The organism is Nocardioides nanhaiensis (genome assembly GCF_039542785.1).
GTDB lineage: Bacteria > Actinomycetota > Actinomycetes > Propionibacteriales > Nocardioidaceae > Nocardioides > Nocardioides nanhaiensis.
This window is the reverse complement of sequence record NZ_BAABIM010000004.1, coordinates 471909-492766: the sequence shown is the minus strand read 5'-3', so window position 1 is coordinate 492766 and position 20858 is coordinate 471909. Positions and strand designations below refer to the sequence as shown.

At 74.9% G+C, this 20858-nt stretch carries 21 protein-coding genes; 13 read left to right on the top strand and 8 right to left on the bottom strand.

Features of this window, described 5'->3' with window-relative positions; genetic code table 11:
* Positions 1–91: 91 nt before the first annotated feature.
* The 4 genes from ABD948_RS19335 to ABD948_RS19320 all read left to right on the top strand — a co-directional run bounded on the left by ABD948_RS19335 (position 92) and on the right by ABD948_RS19320 (position 4240).
* The gene (locus ABD948_RS19335; protein ID WP_345269757.1) at positions 92–955 is read left to right on the top strand and encodes a LysR family transcriptional regulator; all 864 of its coding nucleotides are present in this window, start codon (positions 92–94) and stop codon (positions 953–955) included.
* Positions 952–1866: a serine hydrolase gene (locus ABD948_RS19330; protein WP_345269748.1), complete on the top strand. Its 915-nt coding sequence runs from the start codon at positions 952–954 to the stop codon at positions 1864–1866. The genes ABD948_RS19335 and ABD948_RS19330 overlap by 4 nt, the downstream gene beginning before the upstream one ends.
* A 46-nt stretch (positions 1867–1912) precedes the next feature.
* Positions 1913–2818 (top strand): LLM class flavin-dependent oxidoreductase, encoded by a 906-nt coding sequence (locus ABD948_RS19325; RefSeq protein ID WP_345269743.1) that lies wholly within the window; start codon positions 1913–1915, stop codon positions 2816–2818.
* A 105-nt stretch (positions 2819–2923) separates the two neighbouring features.
* Positions 2924–4240, top strand: coding sequence for a cation:proton antiporter (locus ABD948_RS19320; RefSeq protein ID WP_345269726.1), 1317 nt, complete (start codon positions 2924–2926; stop codon positions 4238–4240).
* On the opposite strand, the gene ABD948_RS19315 is transcribed toward ABD948_RS19320, so the two are convergent.
* Together ABD948_RS19315 and ABD948_RS19310 are read right to left on the bottom strand one after the other, a co-directional pair.
* Positions 4230–4376: a hypothetical protein gene (locus ABD948_RS19315; RefSeq protein ID WP_345269714.1), complete on the bottom strand. Its 147-nt coding sequence runs from the start codon at positions 4374–4376 to the stop codon at positions 4230–4232. The genes ABD948_RS19320 and ABD948_RS19315 overlap by 11 nt on opposite strands.
* A gap of 125 nt (positions 4377–4501) precedes the next feature.
* A complete protein-coding gene (locus ABD948_RS19310; protein WP_345269710.1) occupies positions 4502–5173 on the bottom strand; it encodes a biliverdin-producing heme oxygenase in 672 nt (223 codons plus the stop codon).
* A gap of 184 nt (positions 5174–5357) precedes the next feature.
* Between ABD948_RS19310 and ABD948_RS19305 the strand changes: the two genes are divergently transcribed.
* Genes ABD948_RS19305 through ABD948_RS19280 form a run of 6 tightly spaced genes read left to right on the top strand, consistent with a single transcriptional unit; the run spans position 5358 to position 12248 of the window.
* Positions 5358–6491, top strand: coding sequence for a heme/hemin ABC transporter substrate-binding protein (locus tag ABD948_RS19305; protein ID WP_345269696.1), 1134 nt, complete (start codon positions 5358–5360; stop codon positions 6489–6491).
* A complete protein-coding gene (locus tag ABD948_RS19300) occupies positions 6488–7591 on the top strand; it encodes a FecCD family ABC transporter permease (RefSeq protein ID WP_345269679.1) in 1104 nt (367 codons plus the stop codon). The genes ABD948_RS19305 and ABD948_RS19300 overlap by 4 nt, the downstream gene beginning before the upstream one ends.
* Positions 7588–8394 carry a heme ABC transporter ATP-binding protein gene (locus ABD948_RS19295; protein WP_345269669.1) on the top strand — a complete coding sequence of 269 codons (807 nt, stop codon included), beginning with the start codon at positions 7588–7590 and terminating at the stop codon, positions 8392–8394. Before ABD948_RS19300 ends, ABD948_RS19295 begins: the two co-directional genes overlap by 4 nt.
* Positions 8382–9533, top strand: a complete 1152-nt coding sequence (locus tag ABD948_RS19290; protein ID WP_345269664.1) for a hypothetical protein — start codon at positions 8382–8384, stop codon at positions 9531–9533. Before ABD948_RS19295 ends, ABD948_RS19290 begins: the two co-directional genes overlap by 13 nt.
* Positions 9534–9558: 25 nt before the next feature.
* A complete protein-coding gene (locus ABD948_RS19285; RefSeq protein WP_345269659.1) occupies positions 9559–10839 on the top strand; it encodes a hypothetical protein in 1281 nt (426 codons plus the stop codon).
* Positions 10840–10859: 20 nt separating this feature from the next.
* Positions 10860–12248 carry a hypothetical protein gene (locus ABD948_RS19280; protein ID WP_345269655.1) on the top strand — a complete coding sequence of 463 codons (1389 nt, stop codon included), beginning with the start codon at positions 10860–10862 and terminating at the stop codon, positions 12246–12248.
* Positions 12249–12271: 23 nt separating this feature from the next.
* On the opposite strand, the gene ABD948_RS19275 is transcribed toward ABD948_RS19280, so the two are convergent.
* The 4 genes from ABD948_RS19275 to ABD948_RS19260 are packed head-to-tail and all read right to left on the bottom strand — an operon-like array spanning position 12272 to position 14824.
* Complete coding sequence (locus ABD948_RS19275; RefSeq protein WP_345269649.1) at positions 12272–12835, bottom strand: TetR/AcrR family transcriptional regulator; 564 nt, start codon at positions 12833–12835, stop codon at positions 12272–12274.
* 3 nt (positions 12836–12838) lie between these two features.
* Positions 12839–13507, bottom strand: a complete 669-nt coding sequence (locus ABD948_RS19270) for a TetR family transcriptional regulator (protein WP_345269645.1) — start codon at positions 13505–13507, stop codon at positions 12839–12841.
* A gap of 8 nt (positions 13508–13515) precedes the next feature.
* Positions 13516–14325, bottom strand: a complete 810-nt coding sequence (locus ABD948_RS19265) for a purine-nucleoside phosphorylase (protein ID WP_345269641.1) — start codon at positions 14323–14325, stop codon at positions 13516–13518.
* A gap of 46 nt (positions 14326–14371) precedes the next feature.
* Entirely contained in the window at positions 14372–14824 is a 453-nt protein-coding gene (locus tag ABD948_RS19260) for a gamma-glutamylcyclotransferase family protein (protein WP_345269634.1), read from the bottom strand.
* A gap of 94 nt (positions 14825–14918) precedes the next feature.
* On the opposite strand from ABD948_RS19260, the gene lpdA reads away from it, so the two are divergent.
* On the top strand, positions 14919–16331 hold the full coding sequence (gene lpdA, locus ABD948_RS19255) for a dihydrolipoyl dehydrogenase (protein ID WP_345269628.1): 1413 nt from the start codon (positions 14919–14921) through the stop codon (positions 16329–16331).
* Between the two features lie 94 nt (positions 16332–16425).
* Positions 16426–17019, top strand: a complete 594-nt coding sequence (locus ABD948_RS19250; protein WP_345269619.1) for a DJ-1/PfpI family protein — start codon at positions 16426–16428, stop codon at positions 17017–17019.
* Position 17020: 1 nt separating this feature from the next.
* Here ABD948_RS19250 and ABD948_RS19245 read toward each other — a convergent pair whose 3' ends face one another.
* Positions 17021–17608 carry a Uma2 family endonuclease gene (locus ABD948_RS19245; RefSeq protein WP_345269606.1) on the bottom strand — a complete coding sequence of 196 codons (588 nt, stop codon included), beginning with the start codon at positions 17606–17608 and terminating at the stop codon, positions 17021–17023.
* A gap of 122 nt (positions 17609–17730) precedes the next feature.
* Here ABD948_RS19245 and ABD948_RS19240 point away from each other — a divergent pair, with 122 nt between their 5' ends.
* Positions 17731–19113 carry an NAD(P)H-quinone dehydrogenase gene (locus ABD948_RS19240; RefSeq protein WP_345269594.1) on the top strand — a complete coding sequence of 461 codons (1383 nt, stop codon included), beginning with the start codon at positions 17731–17733 and terminating at the stop codon, positions 19111–19113.
* On the opposite strand, the gene ABD948_RS19235 is transcribed toward ABD948_RS19240, so the two are convergent.
* Positions 19110–20771 carry a sensor histidine kinase gene (locus ABD948_RS19235; RefSeq protein WP_345269587.1) on the bottom strand — a complete coding sequence of 554 codons (1662 nt, stop codon included), beginning with the start codon at positions 20769–20771 and terminating at the stop codon, positions 19110–19112. The genes ABD948_RS19240 and ABD948_RS19235 overlap by 4 nt on opposite strands.
* Positions 20772–20858 lie beyond the last annotated feature (87 nt).

The window sequence follows — 20858 nt, the reverse complement described above, 5'->3', positions numbered from 1 at the left end:
CCCCACCCTGCTGGCACGTCGCCATGCTGTCGAAGACCGGAAACGGCACATCCATGCAGTCTCGGCATGACGGCTTGGCATACTGCCGGGCATGGACCTCGTCGCCGCCTGCCGGGCGTTCGTGAGCGTGGCCGAGCGCGGCAGCTTCACCGCCGGCGCGGCCCGGCTGGGCATCGCCCAGTCCGTGGCCAGCCGGCGGGTGGCGGCGCTCGAGCAGCAGCTCGGCGGGCTGCTGCTCGACCGCCGCGGCCGCCCCACGCCCACCGTGCTCGGGCAGCGGGTGCTGGCCACCGCGCGCCACCTGGTGGCCACCGCCGACCGGCTCGACCTCGAGGCCGAGGACGCGCGCGCCCTGGTGTGGCAGCTGGCCGTGCCCCGCGGCTGGTCGGTGGCCGACCTGGTGGCGCTCGACCTGGCCGGCCGCGACCACGACCTGGCCGTGCACGCCGTCGAGGGCGCCCCGGCCGAGCGTGCCGAGCTGCTGGCCACCCGGGCCGTGCAGGCGGCCCTGGTGTGCCGACCCGCCGAGGAGGCCACCTGGCGGACGCCGCTCGGCGTCGCGACGGCCACGCCGCGGGGCGTCGTCCCCCTGGCGTCGCTGCGCCGCACCCGCCGCGACGCCGGCCGTGCCCGGTCGCGGCTCTGGCTGCTGGAGGAGGACGACGTGCCGCACGTGCGCGACCGCCTGGTCGCTGCCGCCGAGGCCGCCGGCCTGGCGCCGACCCAGGTGGCTGCGGCCCCCTCGCCCGCGGCCGCCGTCGCCGCGGTGCTCACCTCCACCGACCTGCTGCTGGCCTCGCGCCACGAGGCCGAGCGCCACGAGCTGGCCTGGGCGCCCGTGGGCGGGCTCGAGCTGGGTCGCGGCTACGACCTCGTTGCCGCCGTGCCCGACGACGCCGCCCGCCTGCGCGACGTCGTCGGGCCGGCGCTGGGCCGGGCACTGGGGGCGGCATGAGCGACCCCCAGCGACTGGTGCGCGAGCTGACCCGCGAGCTGGACGACGCCGGCCTGCGCGGGTGGTGCCTGGCACGCGACCTGCGCACCGGCGAGGAGGTGGGCCTGGCCGACGACGAGCCCGTGCCGCTGGCCTCGCTGGTCAAGGTGCCGCTGGCGCTCGCGGTGCTGGACCGGGTGCGGCGCGGCGAGCTCGACGGCGCCGCGCCGCTCGAGCTGGTCAGCACGGTGGCCGAGCTGCCGGGCGGCGTCGGGGCCACGCGGTTCCGGCACCCCGCCCGGATCGCGCTCGACGACGTCGTCTACCTCTCGGTCTCGCTGAGCGACAACGTGGCCACCGACGCGCTGTTCGAGCTGGTGCCGCCGGCCGCGGTGACCGCGTTCGTGCGCGGTCTGGGCATCGAGGGGCTGGTGGTGCGCCACCCCGTGGCCGACCTCTCCGCCACGCCGGTGGAGGCGATGCCGGACCAGCCGGACCTCGCGCTCTCGCTGGCCGCCGGCGCGGCCACGGCCGGTGGCGGCCACCGGGTGCGCCAGCTCGACACCAGCCGCACGAGCGCCGGGACGGCGCGCGCCGTCGTCGACCTGCTCGAGCTGGTGTGGCGCGACGGCGGCGGGCTCGACCCCGCGGTCACCGCCCGCGTGCGCTGGCTGATGCAGCACTCGGTGCACCGTCAGCGGCTCTGGCCCGACCTGGCCTCCGACGCCGCCACCTGGGCCTCCAAGACCGGAACCCTGCTGACCCTGCGCCACGAGGCAGGCGTGCTGGAGGAGGGCGGTGCGGACGGGGAGCTGCACGCCGTCGCGGTGCTCACCGAGTCGCGGGTGGCGGCGATGACCCAGCCCGGCGCCGAGGCGGCCATGGGCGCGGTGGCGCGCCGGCTGGTCGACCACCTGCGCGCCCGCGCCTGACCCCGCGGCGCCGAGGCAGGGGACCGGACCGCACTACGGTGGCGGCATGCGCATCGGGCTGACGATCCTGACCGACCTGCCCTGGGCGGAGGCGGCGCCGCGGTGGCGGGCCGCGGAGGAGATGGGCTTCGCGCACGCGTGGACCTACGACCACCTGGTGTGGGGCGGCCTGCCGGACTCGCCCTGGCGCACGGCGACGCCGGTGCTGGGGGCCGCCGCCGCGGTGACCAGCCGGATCGGGCTCGGCACCCTGGTGGCCGCACCCAACTTCCGGCACCCCTACCTGCTCTTCCGTGACGCGCAGGCGCTCGAGGACCTCACCGACGGCCGGCTGCTGCTCGGCGTCGGCACCGGCGGCGACCGCGACTCCACCGTCATCGGCGGCGACCTGGCCCTGCGCGAGCGCGTGGACCGCTTCCAGGAGTTCGTGCAGGTGCTGCGGCTGCTGCGCGAGGGCGACCACGTCAGCCACAGCGGCACGCACTACACGCTCGACGACGCCCGCACCCTGCCCGGTCTGACCCGTACCCCGCTGGTGGTCGCGGCCAACGGGCCGCGGTCGCTGCGCTTCGCCGCCCATGCCGGCGACGCCTGGGTGACCACCGGCCCCTACTCCGCGCCGACGCTGGAGGAGTGGCTCACCGGGCTCGCCGACTCCGCGCGCACCTTCGAGGAGGCGCTCGCCGAGGCCGGCCGCGACCCGGACGCCGTCGACCGCTACGTGCTCCCCGACGCCCCGCCGCACCTCGGGTCGAGCGGGGGCGGCCGGTTCGCGCTCGAGAGCCGCGGGTTCTTCGAGGAGCTGGTGGGCCGCGTGGCCGCGCTGGGCTTCACCGACCTGGTGACCCACTGGCCCCGCGACGACACTCCCTACGCCGGCTCCACCGGCGTCCTCGAGGAGGTCGCGGCCGAGGTGCTGCCGGGTCTGGCGCCGGACGGCTCGCCGGGCTGACGGCGCGGGGCCGCGCGCCTCGGGGACGGCCGCCACCAGAGGACCGCCGAACTCCTCGCAGCGGGGTACTGGCGCACCCGGTGACCCGAGCCCCGAGGAGGCGCCGTGAGTGCCGACCTCGTGTTCCTGGTGTTCGGTGCCGGCCTGCTGCTCGCCGTGGTGCTGCCCGACCTGCTCAGCCGCTGGGCGGTCTCCGCGCCGATGGTGCTCGTGGGCGCCGGCATGCTGATCGGCCTCGCGCCGCTGCCGGCGGGCATGCCGCTGGACCCGATCGAGAACCGGGCCGTGGTGGAGCACGTCACCGAGGTGACGGTGATCGTGGCCCTGATGGGTGTCGGGCTGGCGCTGGACCGCCCGCTGCTGGTGCGTGGCCGAGACCGGGCCGCCGCCTGGCGCGCGTGGTCGCCCACGTGGCGGCTGCTCGGCGTCGCGATGCCCCTGACCGTGGCCGGCGTGGCGCTGCTGGGGTGGTGGGCCGGTCTGGCTCCCGCCGCGGCGCTGCTGCTCGGTGCTGCGCTGGCGCCCACCGACCCGGTGCTCGCCTCCGACGTCCAGGTGACCGGGCCACGGACCGGCGAGGGCGAGGACGACGAGCGGGGTGAGTCCGACGAGGTGCGCTTCAGCCTCACCTCCGAGGCCGGGCTGAACGACGGCCTGGCCTTCCCGCTCGTCTACGCCGCGATCATGCTGGGCACCGAGGGGTCGGTCGCGAGCTGGGGGATCTCCTGGCTGGCCTGGGAGCTGGTGGGCAAGGTGGCCGTCGGGGTGTTGCTCGGCGTCGCCGTCGGCGCGGGACTCGCGCGGCTGGCCTTCCGCTCGCGCAGCGCCGCGCTGCGGGTGGCCGACCGCGGGGAGCCGCTGCTGGTGATCGCCGCCCTGGTGACGGCCTACGGCGTCGCGGAGGTGGCCGGCGGGTACGGCTTCCTGGCGGTGTTCGTCTGCGCGCTGACCGTCCGGTCCCTCGAGCGGCACCACCAGTACCACCGGTCCATGCACGAGGTGGTGGAGCGCTTGGAGCGCCTCTTCACCCTCGTGGTGCTGCTGGTGCTGGGCGCCGCCCTCACGCGCGGCGTGCTGGGCGCGCTCGACTGGCCGGGCGTCGCCGTCGGGTCGGCGCTGATCCTGCTCGTGCGCCCGGCTGCTGCCTGGCTCGCCCTCGCCGTGCGCCCGCCGCGCCCCGAGGTCAGCGGTGGCCTTACGCGCGGCGAGCGCGGGGCGGTCGCGTTCTTCGGGGTGCGCGGGGTCGGCTCGCTCTACTACCTGGCCTACGCGCTGGGCGAGATGGAGCTGGCGCAGGAGGCGTGGCTGTGGTCGACCGTCGCCTTCACGGTCACGGCGTCCGTGCTGGTGCACGGCATCACCTCGACACCGGTGATGGCGCGCCTGCAGACGGCGAGACGGGCCGAGCGCGTCAGTTCTTGAACTCGCCCTCCTCGGGGTCGAAGTCGCGCTGGGTGTTGTCGACCTCGGCGTTCTCGGGACGGTTCGCGGGGTCGAGGCGGCGCTCGCGCTCCTCCTCGATCTCGCGGATCTCCTCCTCCGACGGCTGCTGCGTCATGCGCCCTCCCAGGCTCGTCGCGCCGGTAGCGGCGCGGGCTGACGCGCCCCCGTGTGACGCGCGACACCACACAGGTGCCCACCTGGTCGCCGCGCAGTCGGAGGGTAGGCGGACGGTCGGCCGGGTCAGCGCCGGAGGCGCTCCACCTGCTCGCCCAGCTCGGCGAAGAGCGCCTGGTTGAGGCCGAAGGCCGCCTTGACCTCCCCGACGATGCGGTCCACCTCGGCCTCGCCCAGGCCCAGCGCGTCGAGACGGGCGCGGTAGGCGTCCTTGTAGGGCTTGGGCTTCGGGATGCCCGGGAAGGCGTAGAAGGCGGTGCCGGCGCCGTCGAGCGAGAACTCGCGGTCCAGCAGGCGCCCGATGGCCTGGCCGCCGGAGAGGTCGCCCAGGTAGCGGGTGTAGTGGTGAGCGGCCAGCAGCCCGCCCCAGGCCTCCGCGGCGGTGATCCGGTCGGCGTAGGCGTGCGCGGCGGGGGAGTCGACGGCGTCGAGCGGCGCGGCGGGGTCGGTGCCGGGCGCCCAGTGGGCGAGATCGGCGTCGAGCGCGGCCAGCCGCTCCAGGGCCGGGTCGGCCACCGCCGCCACCACGGGGTCGGAGGCCTGGCGACGCACCGCACCCTCGAGCGCCGCGTACACGACCCGCAGGCGCCGCAGGTAGGCGGCGTACCCGGCGGGGGAGATGCGGCCGGCCAGCAGCTCGCTCATGAACAGCGAGCCCTCGGCGGCCTCGTGCTCGGCGCGGCTGCCCTCGCGCATCGCGGTGGAGAGGCGCGGCAGGGCGGGGGCGGCGTCGAGCACGGTCACAGGGTCTCCCAGGTGGGTCGGCGAGGTCGAGCGGGACTCGACGGCCGGTACGGGGCGACCGGCGTCCTGACACAGTGTCAGGTCGATGTTGACAACCTGTCAAGACATCTGGTGAGGTAAGGCTTGCCTTGCTTAAGTGAGGCTAACCTAACTCCACCTCTCCTGGACAGGCAGTCCCATGCCCCACCCCGTGCGCCGCCGCGGCGACCGCCCGCCGCTGCTCGCCGCCCTGACGGCACTGGCGGGGCTCGCGCTCGCCGGTTGCGGTCTGGCCCCGGTGAGCGGCTCGGGTCCGGATCGCGGGCGGCCGGGTCCCGCGGCCGCTGCGCCGTCGCTGACCGACGTCGACGTGCTCCCCGACCCGCGCTCCTGGACCGGTGGCACCACCGCGGTGCTGGGGGACGACGCGCCGGACCCGGTCCAGGACGACCCGCGGCCGCGGCTGCCGGTGACCCTCACCGACGCCCAGGGCACGCGGGTGACGGTCACCGACACCAGCCGCGTGCTGGCGCTCGACGTGTACGGGACCCTGGCGCGCACGGTGGCCGAGCTCGGCCTGGGCGACTCGCTGGTCGGGCGCGACGTCTCCACCACCTTCGCCGGCAGCGAGCAGCTGCCGCTGGTGACCCACAGCGGGCACGACCTCAACGCCGAGGCGATCCTCGAGCTGGACCCCACGGTGATCCTCACCGACACCTCGCTCGGACCCTGGGACGTCGTGCTGCAGATGCGCGACGCGGGCATCCCCGTCGTGGTCACCGACTCCGAGCGCGGTCTCGACAACCTCGACGCGATCACCGACCAGGTGGCCACGGCGCTGGGCGTGCCCGAGGCCGGGCGCCGCCTCGCCGATCGCGTGCAGGCCGAGGTCGACGCCGTCCGCGCCGAGGTGGCCGCCATCGCGCCGTCCACGGAGCGCGAGCGGTTGCGCACCGTCTTCCTGTACGTGCGCGGCCAGTCCGGCGTCTACTACCTCTTCGGCGAGGACTCCGGCGCCGATGCGCTCATCGACGCGCTGGGCCTCTACGACGTGGCCGAGGAGATCGGCTGGAGAGGCATGCGACCGGTCACCGACGAGGCGATCATCGCGGCCCAACCCGAGCTGGTGCTGATGATGAGCGGCGGTCTGGAGTCCGTGGACGGTGTCGAGGGGCTGCTGGAGCAGCTGCCCGCGCTCGCCGAGACCCCGGCCGGCGAGCAGCGGCGCTTCGTCGACATGGCCGACTCCCAGGTGCTGGGCTTCGGCCCGACGACGGCCGCGGTGCTGAACGCCCTCGCCGTCGCCGTCTACGCCCCGGAGGCGGTCTCGTGACGGCGCCCCCGGCGCTCGAGGCGCCGTCCGGTGCGGTCCGCGGGCCCGCCCCCGCCGCGCGGCGCGGGGTGCGACGACGCCTCGGTCTGCTCGGCGTGCTCACCGTGGCGCTGGTCGTGGCGGTGGTGGTGGCCGCCGGCTACGGGAGGAACTGGGTGCCGCCGCAGGAGGTGCTCGGCTCCGTGCTGCACCGCCTGGGCCTGGACCTCGGACCGATGCCCACCGCGCCCAACGGCGAGGGCACGCTCTGGAACGTGCGCTTCCCACGAGTGGCACTCGCCGCGCTCACGGGGGCGGCACTGGCCACCGCGGGCGCGCTCATGCAGGGCGTCTTCGGCAACCCGCTGGCCGAGCCGGGCGTCGTCGGTGTCTCCTCCGGCGCGGCCGTGGCTGCCGGCGCCGTCATCGTCCTCGGGTGGGACTTCGCCGGTGGCTGGTCGGTCGCGCTCGCCGCGTTCGTGGGCGGCCTGGTCACCACGGTGCTCGTCTACGTGCTCTCCCGCGACGGCGGGCGCACCGAGGTGGTCACGCTCGTGCTCACGGGCATCGCGGTCAACGCGATGACGAGCGCCGCGCTGGCCTTCCTGCTGTTCCTCGGCGACCAGAGTGCTCGCGAGGAGATCGTCTTCTGGACCCTGGGCAGCCTCAACGGGTCGCGCTGGGCCGAGGTGGCCGTCGCGCTGCCCCTCACCGTCGTCGGGCTGGTGGCGGCGCTCCTGCTGGCCAGGCGCCTCGACCTGCTCGCGCTCGGTGACCGTGCCGCGCGGCACGTGGGCGTCGACGTCGAGCGACTGCGGCTGACCTCGATCGTGGTGGTGGCGCTGCTGACCGCCGCGGCCGTCTCCTTCAGCGGCATCATCGCCTTCGTCGGCCTGGTCGTGCCGCACCTGGTGCGCATGGTGGCCGGCCCCGGACACCGCCTGCTCGTGCCCGCCAGTGCCCTCGGCGGCGCGGTGCTGCTGGTGGTGGCCGACCTGTGGGCTCGCACCGCCGTGCAGAACGCCGACCTGCCCATCGGCATGATCACCTCGCTCGTGGGTGGGCCGTTCTTCTTCTGGCTGCTGCGCCGTGCGCGCCGCACCGCGGGGGGCTGGGCATGACCGCGCGGCCGGTGCTGCGTGCGCGCGGGGTGCACGTGCGGCTCGGCGGCGCACCGGTGCTCGACGGCGTCGACCTCGACGTCATGCCCGGTGAGGTGCTCGCACTGGTGGGACCCAACGGCGCGGGCAAGTCGACCCTGCTGGCGGTGCTCGCCGGGGACCAGGCGCTCGACCGGGGCGACGTGGAGCTGCAGGACAGCCCCCTGGCTGGTGCGCCCGCCCGCGAGCTGGCCCAGCAGAGAGCAGTGCTCCTGCAGCACCAGACCCTGGCGTTCGGGTTCTCGGTGCGCGCCGTGGTGGCCATGGGACGCGCTCCCTGGTACCGCACCGACCGCGAGGCGGACGACGAGCGCGCGGTCGAGGAGGCGCTGGCCCGTGCCGAGGTGCACCACCTCGCGGAGCGCAGCGTGCCCACGCTCTCGGGTGGTGAGCAGGCGCGCACCTCCTTCGCCCGCGTGCTCGCCCAGGAGGTGCCCGTGCTCCTGCTCGACGAGCCCACCGCGGCACTCGACATCCGGCACCAGGAGCAGGTGCTGCGGCTGGCCGCCGAGGCGGCACGCGCGGGGGCCGCCGTCGTCGTCGTGCTGCACGACCTCTCGCTGGCCGCCGCGCACGCCGACCGGGTCTGCGTGCTGGCCGGCGGCCGCGTGCGCGCCCTCGGAACGCCGAGAGCAGTGCTCACCGACGAGTTGCTGACCGCGGTCTACGAGCACCCCGTGACGGTCCTCGAGCACGAGCAGGGCCTGGTGGTCGTGCCCGTGCGACGTCTCGCACCCCTGGAGGAGTCTCCGTGCGCCCGCTGACCCGCTCCTCGGTCGCCGCCCTGCTGCTGTCGGCCCTGCTCTCGACGGCCCTGCTGCACACCGCGCCCGCCTCGGCCGCGGACGGCGTCGTGGTCGCCAACCCCGACGGTGACGCCGTCGTCGACCCCACCTACGCGACCACGCTGACGGTGCGGGGGAGCGGCTTCCAGTCCGTGCGCGGTGGCCACGGCGGCATCTACGTCTTCTTCGGCACCGTGCGCGGCCGGTGGCGCCCGAGCCAGGGCGGTGCCAGCGGCAGCGGCTACCTCTACGTGCCCGACAGCGAGAGCCGGGAGAACCAGGGCTACCAGAGGTTCGTGGCGTTCCCGGGCTCCGACACCGCCTCCTCCGCCAACGGCGGCACGATCGCGGCCGACGGCACCTGGAGCACCGACATCACCGTGCCCGGTGCGCTGTTCCAGGCCGTCGGGCGCAACGGCGCCGTGGAGACCGTCGACTGCCGCGAGGTCACCTGCGGCGTCATCACGGTCGGGGCGCACGGCGTCAGCAACGCCACCAACGAGACGTTCACGCCGGTGCGGGTCGCCGACTTGACCGGGGGCGGCGCGACGCCGACGCCGGCACCCACGGGGGAGCAGCCCGCCGGCGGCACGACCGGCCCGGAGCAGGCCGAGTCCACCGACCCCGCCGCCGTGCGCGGGGACGGGCGCCGCGAGCGAGGTGCTCGCCCGGCGAGGCCGGTCGCTCCCGAGCTCGTGGTCGACCGTGCCTCGGCCAGTGCCGGCAACGCCCTGGCGTTCGCGGCCACCGGGCTGCCGCCGGGCACGCAGGTCTCCGCGGTGCTCGACGACGGCGCGGCCGCCGCGGGTCCGTTCGTGGTGGGCGCCGACGGCGGGCTCGCCGGTGTGCTGACCCTGCCCCCCGACCTGGGGCCCGGCACCAGCGAGCTGCGGCTCTTCGGGCTGCCCGAGCCGCTCGCGGTGAGCTTCGCCGTCACGGCGCCGGCGGTCGAGAGCGCGGCTGCCACGGGCGAACCGGCGGCGGCCACGCAGAACCAGGCCCGGGTGCCGTCCCGCGCCGGGCTCCTGTTCCTGGCCGTCGGGGCGCTTGCGCTCGTGCTCGCCCTGGCTCGGCGGCTCGCTTCGCGCCGACACGCGCAGGTGCGTCGTGCGGGCTGAGGGGCGGGCGCGCGCCCTCCGGCCCGTGCTCGGCGCGCTGGCCGTGGCGCTGTGCCTGCTCGGCGGGCCGGCCGCGGCCACCGAGACCCCCACCGGAGGCTCCTCCGAGACCCCCACGGAGACCCCCAACGAGCCGTTGCGCGTCACCGACGCGGCGCTGCGCTGGGGCGTGAACAACGAGTCGAGCAACCGTGCCTTCGCCCCCGGCACCTACAACTTCTTCTCGGCGGGCACCGTGCCCGACCCCGGCCGGGGCGGCACCCGCCTGGCCCGCACGGCCTGGCGGCAGCGCGCCGGCAACGTGGCGGTGCAGAAGTGGGACGGCACGACCTGGCGCCCGGCCACCTGGGCCGGCCTCTCCACCACCAGCCAGGGGCAGCCGCTCGGCGCCCCGACCGCAGGCACGTTCAGCAACCACGCCGTCGTGCTCAGCGGCGGCCGGGGTGTCGTCGACCGGGCCGCGGGCACCGCCCAGATCAGCTGGCAGGGGTCCTTCACGGTCCTCTACTACTCCGGGATGTCGTTCTTCACCCTCAGCGACCCGGCCCTCACGGTGCGCGGCGGCACCGGCACCCTGACGGCGACCACCGCCGGCTACGCCTCCTCGGTCGAGGACCCCACCGCCTGGGCGCCCGTGGCGCCACGCCGCGTCACGGTCGCGACCCTGCCCGACGTCGACCTGGCGGTGCGCGGCTTCCGGGCCCGACCCGCCTACGCCGGCGTCGCCGTCCGGCAGCAGGAGGGCACCGGCCGCAGCGGGGCCTTCCCGCAGAGCTTCGTGGACTACATGGACGACCTGGGCACGGCGGCCTTCTGGCACGCCAGCGGCGCGAGCACCGACCCGTTCAAGGTGCCGCTCCCGCTGACCGTCAGCTACGACGCCGCCCAGGAGGTGACGCCGGCGCGACCGACCCCGGCCGATCCGTCCGGGCAGCCCACGGCGCCCGACGCGGCTCCGCCGCCACCCTCCGCGACGCCGGCGCCGACCGACCCGGCCGGCTCCGGCCCACCGCCACCACCACCGTCGGCCCCCGGCGCCCCGTCGTCGGCTCCGGCCACCCAGCCCACCGCCGTCCCCGGTCAGGGCCCGCCGGCCACGACCCCACCCGTGGCGCTGCCCGGCCAGCCCGCCACCCAGCTGCGCCTGAGCGCAGCCCGGGCCGACGCCGCGACTGCGACGCCCCCACCCACGTGGCCCTGGCTGGGCGGAGCACTGCTGCTCCTGCTGGCTGCGGCCCTGCTGCTGGTGCCGGCGGGCCGTCCTGCCGCACCCGCCGGCACCACCCCCTCTCGGGACCATCGATGATCACCACAGGAAGGCATCCCATGCCCCGCACCACCTCCACCCGTCCAGCCGGCCGCGCCCTGCTCGCCGCCGGCGCCCTAGCCGGCGCCGGGCTCGCCCTCGTGCCCACGACGGCCACCGCCGACGAGGCCCCGGCCCTGACCTGGGAGATCTCGCCGCGCTTCGACGACCACCTCTCCACGCACGTGCTCGGCGGCGGCGCCTCCGAGTCGGAGGACGGCGCCGTGACCTTCCCGGACGGCGTCGCCAGCGCCGGCGCCGACGGAAGCCTGACGATGAGCTACCAGGGCTCGGTCTCGGGCTCGTTCGCGATGGCCGGCACCGCCTTCTACACGGTCACGCTGGCCGACCCGCAGCTGGTCGTCGGCCCCGCAGGCGAGGGCAGCATCAGCGCCGTCGTCTCGGCCTCGAACGCAGCCACCGGCCAGGCCCCGGCCGCGGAGACGACGCCGGCCCGGGTGCCCGTCGTGGACTTCGAGGTGCCCGAGGACTGGGAGGCCGCCGACGGACTCGCCGACGTCGTGCCGGCCTGGGACGGCGTGCTGCCCGCCGGCAGCCCCGAGGCCACCGCCCTCGGCATCCCCGAGGACCGCCCCGTCGAGGGCCGCTCCTTCACCGCCGAGTTCCTCGGTCAGCTGACACCGGGCGTGCGCGCCCACTTCTACGCCAGCGGCGCCGCCTCGGACGCCACCAAGCAGCCCTCGCCCTTCGGCGCGGGGACGGTCGCCGCCGCGGCACCGCGGGTGTCGGTCACCACGGTCGCCGCCTCCCACCGCGACGGGCTGACCCTGCGCGTCGACGGCACCGGCTTCAACCCGGCGACCAACCCCGGTGACGCCGGCGTCTACGTGGGTCTCGCCGAGGCCGGCGAGCTCCCCGACACCGGGAGCATGGACACCTCGGCGTTCGCCGCCGTCGACTGGGTGACGCCCGCCCGCTTCACCGACGGCGCCTGGACCTCGACCCTCGTGGCCCCCACCGAGAAGCTCGACCCGGCGACGTCCTACGCCGTGTTCACCTGGCAGGCGCACCGCCACAGCAACACCACCCAGGACACGCAGACGCCGGTCACCATCGACTTCACCCGGTTGCAGCCCCCGACGCCCGCGAAGGCGACCTCGCGGGTCGTGCTCAAGAACCCCCGCACCCCCACCACCCGGCGCGCCGGCAAGGCCACCGTCCGCGTCCTCACCAGCGGCACCGCCGCCCGCGCCACCGGCCGGGTGAGCCTGGTGCTCAAGAAGGGCAACCGCACGGTGCGCACGGCCACCCGCCCGGCGCGCCCCACCAGCGCTGCGTGGGGCCTGCCCAAGCTCGCCCGAGGCGCCTACAAGGTCGTCGCGGTCTACCGGGGCTCGACGACGACCACGCCCGCGCGCGCCGTCGTGCGGTTCCGCGTCATCCGCTGACCGGCTCGCCCAGCCGGCTCAGTTCACCCGGCGCCGACCGCCCGCAGCACGAATGCCTCGATGGCTGCGGGCGGGAGGTGCCGGGGAGCCAGGCACACGTGCACCAGCGAGACCGTGGCGTCCAGGTCCTCGACCACCAGCTCGCCGCTGGCGACACCGTCGGAGAGGATGCCGCGCAGCACCTGCTCGACCGCCACGACGTGCTCGCGGATGGCTTGCCTGGAGCCTGCCGAGAGGAGGCCGTACACCGAGGGCCCCAGCCCCATGTGGAACTCCTCGCCGTGCTCGAGGTTGCGGTGCAGGTAGGTGCGCAACCGCTCGCGCGCGCTCGTGCAGCCGGCGAGCGCCTCCTCCAGGCCCTGCACGTACGCGGCCGTCTCGTCGGTCGCGAAGGCCACGATGACGGCCTCGGGGTCGCGGAAGTGGTGGTAGATGGCGGTCCGCCCCAGTCCGGCCCGCTCGGCTATCTGGGCCATCGTGATGGCGTCGAAGGAGTGCTCGGCCATGAGAGCAGCCAGTGCCTCGAAGATCCGGGCACGCACCTGCGAGCGGTGCTCGGGCAGGGACTCCGCGGAGATGCGCGGCACGGGTCAGCCCGCGGTGTCGTCGGGGTGGGTGCCCGGCACGGGAGCCGTCAGCATGGCGGCGACCATCGTCACCAGGTTCTGCAGGAACGGCTCCGTGGGCAGCTGGGGGCGGCTCGACGTCGGCCGGTCACCGGCGCGGGCACGGTCGGCGATGGCGCGCAGCAGGAAGGCCAGCGCCAGCGAGATGCGCTCGCTGCGCAGCGCCTCCGGCATGGCCGGCATCCGCTCCTCGAGCATCCCGACCGCCTCGTAGCCGCCCATCCGCTCGAGCACCGCCACCACCTCCGGCGGCACGCCGGCGGGGTCGTCCTCGACCAGCTCGGCCAGCACCACCAGGTAGGCGCGGCCGGTCCATCCGCGCTCGGCCAGCTCGACGGAGGGGCGCACGAAGGCCTCGACGGCGGCGGCCAGGTCGCCCTCACGCGCCCGGGCCCGGGCCAGCAGCTCGGTCTCCCGGGCCGCCAGCAGGTCCACGTGCTGCTCCAGCACCGCGGCGAGCATCCCCTCGCGGGAGCCGAAGTGGTAGTGCACCGCGCCACGGTTGCGCTGCCCGGCCTGGCGGGTGATCTCCAGCAGCGAGGCCGCGTGGATGCCGTGCTGGGCGAACTCGCGCGTGGCGGCCTCCACGAGGCGGCCACGGGTCTCCTCGGCCTGGCTCCCGACGGACGGCACGGGCGTCCTCAGATCCTCGGCACGACGCGGGAGAGCAGGTCGCCCATCCGGCTCGCGGCGTTGCGCCCGGCCTCGAGCACCTCCGCGTGGTCGAGCGGCTGGTCGCTGATGCCGGCGGCCAGGTTGGTGACCAGGCTCAGGCCGAGCACCTCCAGGCCGGCCTCGCGGGCGGCGATCGCCTCCAGGGTGGTGCTCATGCCCACCAGGTGGCCGCCCATGATCCCCGCCATGCGCACCTCGGCCGGCGTCTCGTAGTGGGGGCCGGGGAACTGCACGTAGACGCCCTCGTCGAGGCTCGGGTCCACCTCGCGGCACATCGCGCGCAGCCGCGAGGAGTAGAGGTCGGTGAGGTCCACGAAGTTCGCGCCCACGATCGGGGAGCGGCCGGTGAGGTTGATGTGGTCGCTGATCAGCACCGGGGTCCCGGGCGTCCACGACTCCTTGAGCCCACCGCAGCCGTTGGTGAGCACGATGGCGCGGCAGCCGGCCGCTGCCGCGGTGCGCACGCCGTGCACCACGGCCGCGACGCCCTTGCCCTCGTAGTAGTGGGTGCGGCTGAGGAAGACCAGCAGCTGCCGGTCGCCGGCGCGCACCGAGCGGATCTTGCCCGAGTGCCCGGCCACGGCCGCGGCCGAGAAGCCGGGCAGCTGGGTGGTCTCGATCTCGGCGGTCGCCTCGCCCAGGGCGTCGACCGCCGGCAGCCAGCCCGAGCCCAGCACCAGGGCGACGTCGTGCTGCTCGACGCCGGTCAGCTCGGCGAGCCGCTCGGCGGCCTCGCGGGCGGCGGCGTAGGGGTCCTGGGTCTGCTCGCTGGTCACCCGGGGGACTGTAGTGCCCAGCCCGAGTGCCCAGTGGAGAGTGGCCTCAGTGGCCGATGGACCGGCAGGGGCGACGACGCAGCGCCGCCACGTAGTCGGCCGGCGCACCGCAGGCCTCCGCGGCGTCGCCGAGCACGCCGAGGTAGGACGCCGAGGGGAGTCCGCCCTCGAAGGCGTCGAGCACGTAGGTCCACACCACCTGGGCGCCGCTGAGGGTGTCGACGCGCACCTTGGTCTTGCGGTACAGCCCCGAGTCGGCGGCCTCCCAGCCGTCGAGGTGCTGCTCGTCCTCACGGGTCACGTCGTAGACGGCGACGAAGACGTGCTCGAAGGGGTCCTGCACGATCGTGGCCAGCGAGCCGTCCCAGCCGTGCTCCTCACCCCCGAAGGTGAGCCGCCACCCCTCGAGCCAGCCCGTGGTGTGCAGCGGCGAGTGCGGCGCGCGCTCACCCATCCGGGCGGGGTCCAGGTTGGTCCCGTAGGCGGCGTAGAGCGTCACGGTCAGCAGGGTAGACGTCGTGGTGCCGCACGGGGCTACGGACCGGTACGCGGTCGGCTTGGGGCGCCCGCCCGTGCGCGCCTAGGCTGGCGGCGTGAGCAGCCACTTCGATGTCCTCGTCCTCGGTGCCGGCCCCGGCGGCTACGTCGCCGCCATCCGCGCCGCCCAGCTCGGCAAGTCGGTCGCGGTGATCGAGGACAAGTACTGGGGCGGGGTGTGCCTCAACGTCGGCTGCATCCCCTCCAAGGCGCTGCTCAAGAACGCCGAGCTCGCCCACGTGCTCACGCACGAGAAGAAGAAGTTCGGCATCGAGGGCGACGCCACCATGAAGTTCGGTGCCACCCACGCCCGCTCGCGCCAGGTCAGCGCCGGCATCGTCAAGGGCGTCCACTTCCTGATGAAGAAGAACAAGATCACCGAGATCGACGGCTGGGGCACGCTGCTCGGCGAGCAGGACGGCCAGCAGGCCGTCGAGGTCAAGGACGCCGACGGCGGCACCACCACCTACACCTGCGGCGACCTGATCATCGCCGCCGGCGCCACCGTGCGGCTCGTGCCCGGCGTCGAGCTGAGCGAGAACGTGGTCACCTACGAGGAGCAGATCCTCGACGAGAACCTGCCCGAGTCGATCATCATCGGCGGCTCCGGTGCGATCGGCGTCGAGTTCGCCTACGTGATGAAGAACTTCGGCGTCGACGTCACGATCGTCGAGTACGTGGACCGGATGGTCCCCACCGAGGACGCCGACGTCTCCAAGGAGCTCGCCAAGCACTACAAGAAGCTGGGCGTGAAGGTGATGACCTCCACCGCGGTGAAGAAGGTCGAGGACACCGGCTCCGGCGTCAAGGTCACCGTGGCCCCGGCCGACGGCGGCGACGAGCAGGTGCTCGAGGCGGGCAAGTTCCTCGCGGCGTTCGGCTTCGCGCCCCGCCTGGAGGGCTACGGCCTGGACAAGGTCGGCGTCGAGACCACCGAGCGCGGCGCGATCGCCGTCGACGGGCGCGGCCGCACCAACGTCGAGCACGTCTGGGCCATCGGCGACGTCACCGGCAAGCTGATGCTGGCCCACGTGGCCGAGGCCATGGGCATCGTGACGGCCGAGACCATCGCCGGCGCCGAGACCATGGAGTTCGACTTCGACATGGTCCCGCGCGCCACCTACTGCCAGCCGCAGATCGCCTCCTTCGGCTACTCCGAGGCGCAGGCCAAGGAGAAGGGCTACGACGTCAAGACCGCGACGTTCCCGTTCTCGGCCAACGGCAAGGCGCAGGGCCTCGGCGACGCCGTCGGTTTCGTCAAGATCGTCGCCGACGCCGAGCACAACGAGTTCCTCGGTGCGCACCTGATCGGCCCCGACGTCACCGAGCAGCTGCCTGCGCTGACGCTGGCCCAGCAGTGGGACCTCACCGCCGACGAGGTCTCGCGCAACGTCTTCGCCCACCCGACCCTCTCGGAGGCCGTCAAGGAGGCCGTGCACGGCATCGCTGGGCACATGATCAACTTCTGACCCGGCGGCTCGGCTGGCGGGTTGGCGCGATCTCGACGTCGCCTGGCCGCTCCGCCCCTCGTGGGCGGGGCGGGGGTCCGGGGATCCTGACCGCATGACCCGCACCCGTGTCGGCCTGCTGGCCTTCGAGACCTGCGACGCCATGGACCTGATCGGTCCCTACGAGGTGCTGCTCACCGCCAACCGGCTGCGGGCGCGGGCCGGGGAGCCCGAGTCCTTCGAGGTCGTGGTGGTCGGCGAACCCGAGGTGCAGGTGTACGGCGCGATGGGCGTGCGCCCGCACGTGGGCGTCGCGGACGTCGGCGAGCTCGACGTGCTGGTGGTGCCGGGTGCCATCGACGTCGAGGCCGCCCGCCCCGAGGAGGCGATCCGCGAGCTGGCGCCGCGGTCCAGGGTGCTGGCGAGCGTGTGCACCGGCGCCTTCTTCCTGCAGCGGCTCGGGCTGCTCGGCGACCGGCCCGTCACCACGCACTGGGAGGACGTGCCCCTGCTGCGCGACCTGGTGGCCGACGTGGGGGCGTCGGTGCGCGACGACGTCCGCTGGGTCGACGCGGGCACGCTGGTGACCTCCGGCGGCATCAGCTCGGGCATCGCGATGGCGCTGCACCTGGTGGCGCGGTTCGCCGGCCACGACCTGGCGGAGGCGACGGCGCGCCAGATCGACTACGTGTGGACCGAGCAGCGCTGACTCACTCGTCGAGCAGGTCCGCCGGCGTCAGGGTGAGTACCACCGGCGTCGCGACCTCGAGCGACTCGCGACCGCGCACGACGGCCCGCTCCACGAAGGCGCCGTCGACCAGGTGCCACAGGGTCACCTCGGGCAGGTCGTCGTCACCGTGCGGCTCGACGGTCCAGTAGTGCGGGCAACGCATCTCGGCGAGCAGGTCGCGCTTGCGACCCAGGTCGATCCAGCGGGTCGACGGCGAGGCGACCTCGACGGCGAGCAGCGGCCGGGTCGTGAACCCCTCGGGCGAGACGTCGCCGCGCCGGGCGACCACGAGGTCGGGCTGGATCGCGGTGTCGGCCCCCCGCCTGACGTCGAAGGGCGCCACCACCACCTTCAGCTCCGGCGGCAGGGCCTCCTTCAGCAGCACCGCCAGGTTGACGACGACGTCCTGGTGCCGGGTGCGCGGTGCGGGGGACAGGATCAGCACCCCGTCGAGCAGCTCATGACGGCGCCCGTCGGCCGGCAGCGCGTCGCGGTCCTCGATCGTGAAGCCGCCCCCGCGCACGACCACGTCGTCGCGCTGCAACGCAGGCGGCTCGATCACGGTCATGGTCCCCATGGTGCCTCCCCTCGGTCATGCCCACCAGCCTCGCCCGGATCGGCCGAGGGTGCCCTCGCTCATCCACAGGCGCGGGTTCGGTGCCCGCCCGCGCAGGCTGCGAGGATGCACCCATGAGCGAGAAGGTCGTGATCCTCGGTGGCGGGCCCGGTGGCTACGAGTCGGCGCTGGTGGCCGCGCAGCTGGGGGCCGAGGTCACCGTCGTGGACTCCGACGGCCTGGGCGGCTCGGCGGTGCTCACCGACTGCGTGCCCAGCAAGACCCTGATCGCCACCGCCGAGCTGATGACCGAGGTGGCCGGTGCCGCCGAGCTGGGTCTCAACTTCTCCGACCACCAGGGCGACCCGGCCCGCCACCTCTCGGTGGACCTGGCCCGCGTCAACGAGCGGGTCAAGCGGCTGGCCGCCGACCAGTCCGACGACATCGCGCGCCGCCTGGACCGCGAGGGCGTCACCGTGGTGACCGGCCGTGGCCGCCTCGACGGCCCCTCGCGCGTGGTCGTGGGGGAGCAGACCCTCGAGGCAGACGCGATCCTGGTGGCCACCGGCGCCGCGCCCCGCACCCTGCCCACCGCGCAGCCCGACGGCGAGCGGATCCTCACCTGGGAGCAGGTCTACGACCTCACCGAGGTGCCCACCGAGCTCGTCGTGGTGGGCTCCGGCGTCACCGGCGCGGAGTTCGCCAGCGCCTACCTCGCGCTCGGCATCCCGGTCACGCTCGTCAGCTCGCGCGACCGGGTGCTGCCCGGCGAGGACGCCGACGCCTCGGCGGTGCTCGAGGAGGTCAGCAAGCGTCGTGGCATGACGGTGCTCTCGCAGTCGCGGATGCAGTCGGTCACCCGCGAGGGCGACGTCGTCACGGTCGCCCTCACCGACGGGCGCAGCGTGCAGGCCTCGCACTGCATCCTGGCGCTCGGCTCGGTGCCCAACACCACCGACATCGGCCTCGAGGAGGCCGGTGTCGTGCTCACCGAGGGCGGCTTCGTCAACGTCGACCGGGTCTCGCGCACCTCCGCACGCGGCGTCTACGCCGCCGGCGACTGCACCGGCGTGCTGATGCTCGCCTCCGTGGCGGCCATGCAGGGCCGCATCGCCATGTGGCACTTCCTCGGCGACGCGGTCAAGCCGCTGGACAAGAAGCTGGTCTCCTCCAACGTGTTCACCGCGCCGGAGATCGCCACCGTCGGCTGGTCGCAGCAGGCCGTGGACTCCGGGGAGATGCAGGCCGAGGTGGTCATGCTGCCGCTGGGTGGCAACCCGCGCGCCAAGATGCAGGGCGTGCGGGACGGCTTCGTGAAGCTGTTCTGCCGCCCCGGCACCGGCATCGTCGTCGGGGGCGTGGTGGTGGGTCCGCGCGCCAGCGAGCTGATCCACCCGGTCTCGATCGCCGTCGCCGAGTCGCTGACCGCCGACCAGCTGGCGCAGGCCTTCACCGTCTACCCCTCGATGAGCGGGTCGATCGCCGAGGCCGCGCGCCGCATGCACCGCGTGGGCTAGCCGGTGCCGAGGGGCAGCCGCACCCGGAAGGTGCTGCCGCGACCGACCTCGCTCTCGACCTCGATCCGCCCGCCGTGGCTCTCGGCGATGCTGCGGCAGATGCTGAGCCCCAGGCCCACCCCGGGCCGGCCCGCGCGTTCGGCGTCGGCGCCGCGGAAGAAGCGGGTGAAGAGGCGGTCGCGGTCGGCGGGCTCGATGCCGACGCCGGTGTCGACGACCTCGATCTCGGCGCGCTCGCCCTCCTGTCGCAGCCGCGCCGTCACCGACCCACCGGGGGGCGTGCAGCCGATGGCGTTGGCCAGCAGGTTGTCGAGCAGCTGACCCAGCCGGTGCGCGTCGGCCACGGCAGGCAGGTGCGGGGGCAGGTCGCGTTCCAGGGTGACGCCCGCCTCGCGGGCGGCGGGCGCGGCCGCGGCGAGGGCGGTCCCGACGACGTCGACGAGGTCGACGTCGTCGCGCTGCAGCGGGAGCGAGCGCTCGGCGCTGATCTGCGCGCTGTGCAGGAGGTCGCCGATCAGCCGCAGCAGCCGCTCGGCGTTGCGGTCCACGACGGCGAGCTGGTGTCCCAGGACCGCGGGCACGTCGGGGTGCTCCTGCAGCATCTCGACGTGCCCCGTGATGGAGGTCAGCGGCGTGCGCAGCTCGTGGGAGACGAGGGTGAGGAACTCCTCCTTCGCAGCCGTGGCCCGCACGAGGTCGGTGACGTCCTTGTAGGCCAGCACGGCACCCTCGAGCGCGCACCCGGGGTCACGCAGCGACCGGGCCGAGACCGACAGCGCGCGGCGGGTGCCGAGGTCCGCGCCGATCCACACCCGGACGTCGTCGAACTCCTCGCCGAGCGACGCCCGGTAGGCCGGGCACTGCTCCCGGCTCAGGCGCTCGGCGCACTGGTCGCCGTACATGTCCCCGACCTCGCCGGCCCAGCCGGAGTGGCCACCGGGGAAGGCGATGGTCAGCATCTCGTCGAGGCGACGGTTGCGTCCCGCGAAGCGGCCCTCGGCGTCGAGGAGCACCAGGCCGACGTCGACGGCGTCGAAGATCGCCTCGGCTGCGCGCCGGTGCTCCTCGAGCGCGGCCAGGGCAGCCGCGAGCTCGACCCCGTGCCGAGCGGCCGCATCGCGCTGCGCACGCAGGTGCTCCATCGCGAGCGCGACGGCCAGCGCGCTCCACGCGGCCACGACCGTGATGGAGACCGCGCGCGAGACGGCGAGGGCGTCGGCGCCCGCGACGAGCAGGCTCGGCAAGGCAGCGAGCAGGGCCACCGCGCCCCCGGCGACGACGGCACCCGGTCGCCCGAGCAGGCGCCCGAGGAAGAGCGCCGGCAGCACCACCAGGATGCCGGCCGCACTGCCCTCGGGAGTGAGTCGCACCAGGCCCAGCGCGGCCATGTCGACGAGGGGGAGTGCGATCATCCACCGGCGGTCCAGGTGTGGCCAGGGGGCCGTCAGCACGGCGACCGTCGCTGCGAGGACGAGCAGCACGCCGAGGGTCGGCCACTCGGCCAGGCTCACCCCGCGGCCGGCGACGGCACGGAGGGCGACGTCGAGGAGCACGAACCCGGCGAAGACCGCCTGCGGGAGCCGCGGGTCCGGGCGGCCGGAGGTCGTCAGGGCGCGCACCACGTCGTCGGCGCGGGTCCGCGGCGCTACGTGGCCCATGTGCCCTCCTCCCGGCTGGCGATCACCCAGTGTGGACCACGAGCGCCCTCGGTGGGGCGGCCCGAGCAGATCGGCCTCCCGCCGGGC

Bases quoted from the DNA above. Each gene is read 5' to 3' on its own strand.
- ABD948_RS19335 (WP_345269757.1), top strand. From the start codon at position 92: ATGGACCTCGTCGCCGCCTGCCGGGCGTTCGTGAGCGTGGCCGAGCGC.
- ABD948_RS19330 (WP_345269748.1), top strand. From the start codon at position 952: ATGAGCGACCCCCAGCGACTGGTGCGCGAGCTGACCCGCGAGCTGGAC.
- ABD948_RS19325 (WP_345269743.1), top strand. From the start codon at position 1,913: ATGCGCATCGGGCTGACGATCCTGACCGACCTGCCCTGGGCGGAGGCG.
- ABD948_RS19315 (WP_345269714.1), bottom strand. From the start codon at position 4,376: ATGACGCAGCAGCCGTCGGAGGAGGAGATCCGCGAGATCGAGGAGGAG.
- ABD948_RS19305 (WP_345269696.1), top strand. From the start codon at position 5,358: ATGCCCCACCCCGTGCGCCGCCGCGGCGACCGCCCGCCGCTGCTCGCC.
- ABD948_RS19295 (WP_345269669.1), top strand. From the start codon at position 7,588: ATGACCGCGCGGCCGGTGCTGCGTGCGCGCGGGGTGCACGTGCGGCTC.
- ABD948_RS19280 (WP_345269655.1), top strand. From the start codon at position 10,860: ATGCCCCGCACCACCTCCACCCGTCCAGCCGGCCGCGCCCTGCTCGCC.
- ABD948_RS19250 (WP_345269619.1), top strand. From the start codon at position 16,426: ATGACCCGCACCCGTGTCGGCCTGCTGGCCTTCGAGACCTGCGACGCC.
- ABD948_RS19245 (WP_345269606.1), bottom strand. From the start codon at position 17,608: ATGACCGTGATCGAGCCGCCTGCGTTGCAGCGCGACGACGTGGTCGTG.
- ABD948_RS19240 (WP_345269594.1), top strand. From the start codon at position 17,731: ATGAGCGAGAAGGTCGTGATCCTCGGTGGCGGGCCCGGTGGCTACGAG.
- ABD948_RS19235 (WP_345269587.1), bottom strand. From the start codon at position 20,771: ATGGGCCACGTAGCGCCGCGGACCCGCGCCGACGACGTGGTGCGCGCC.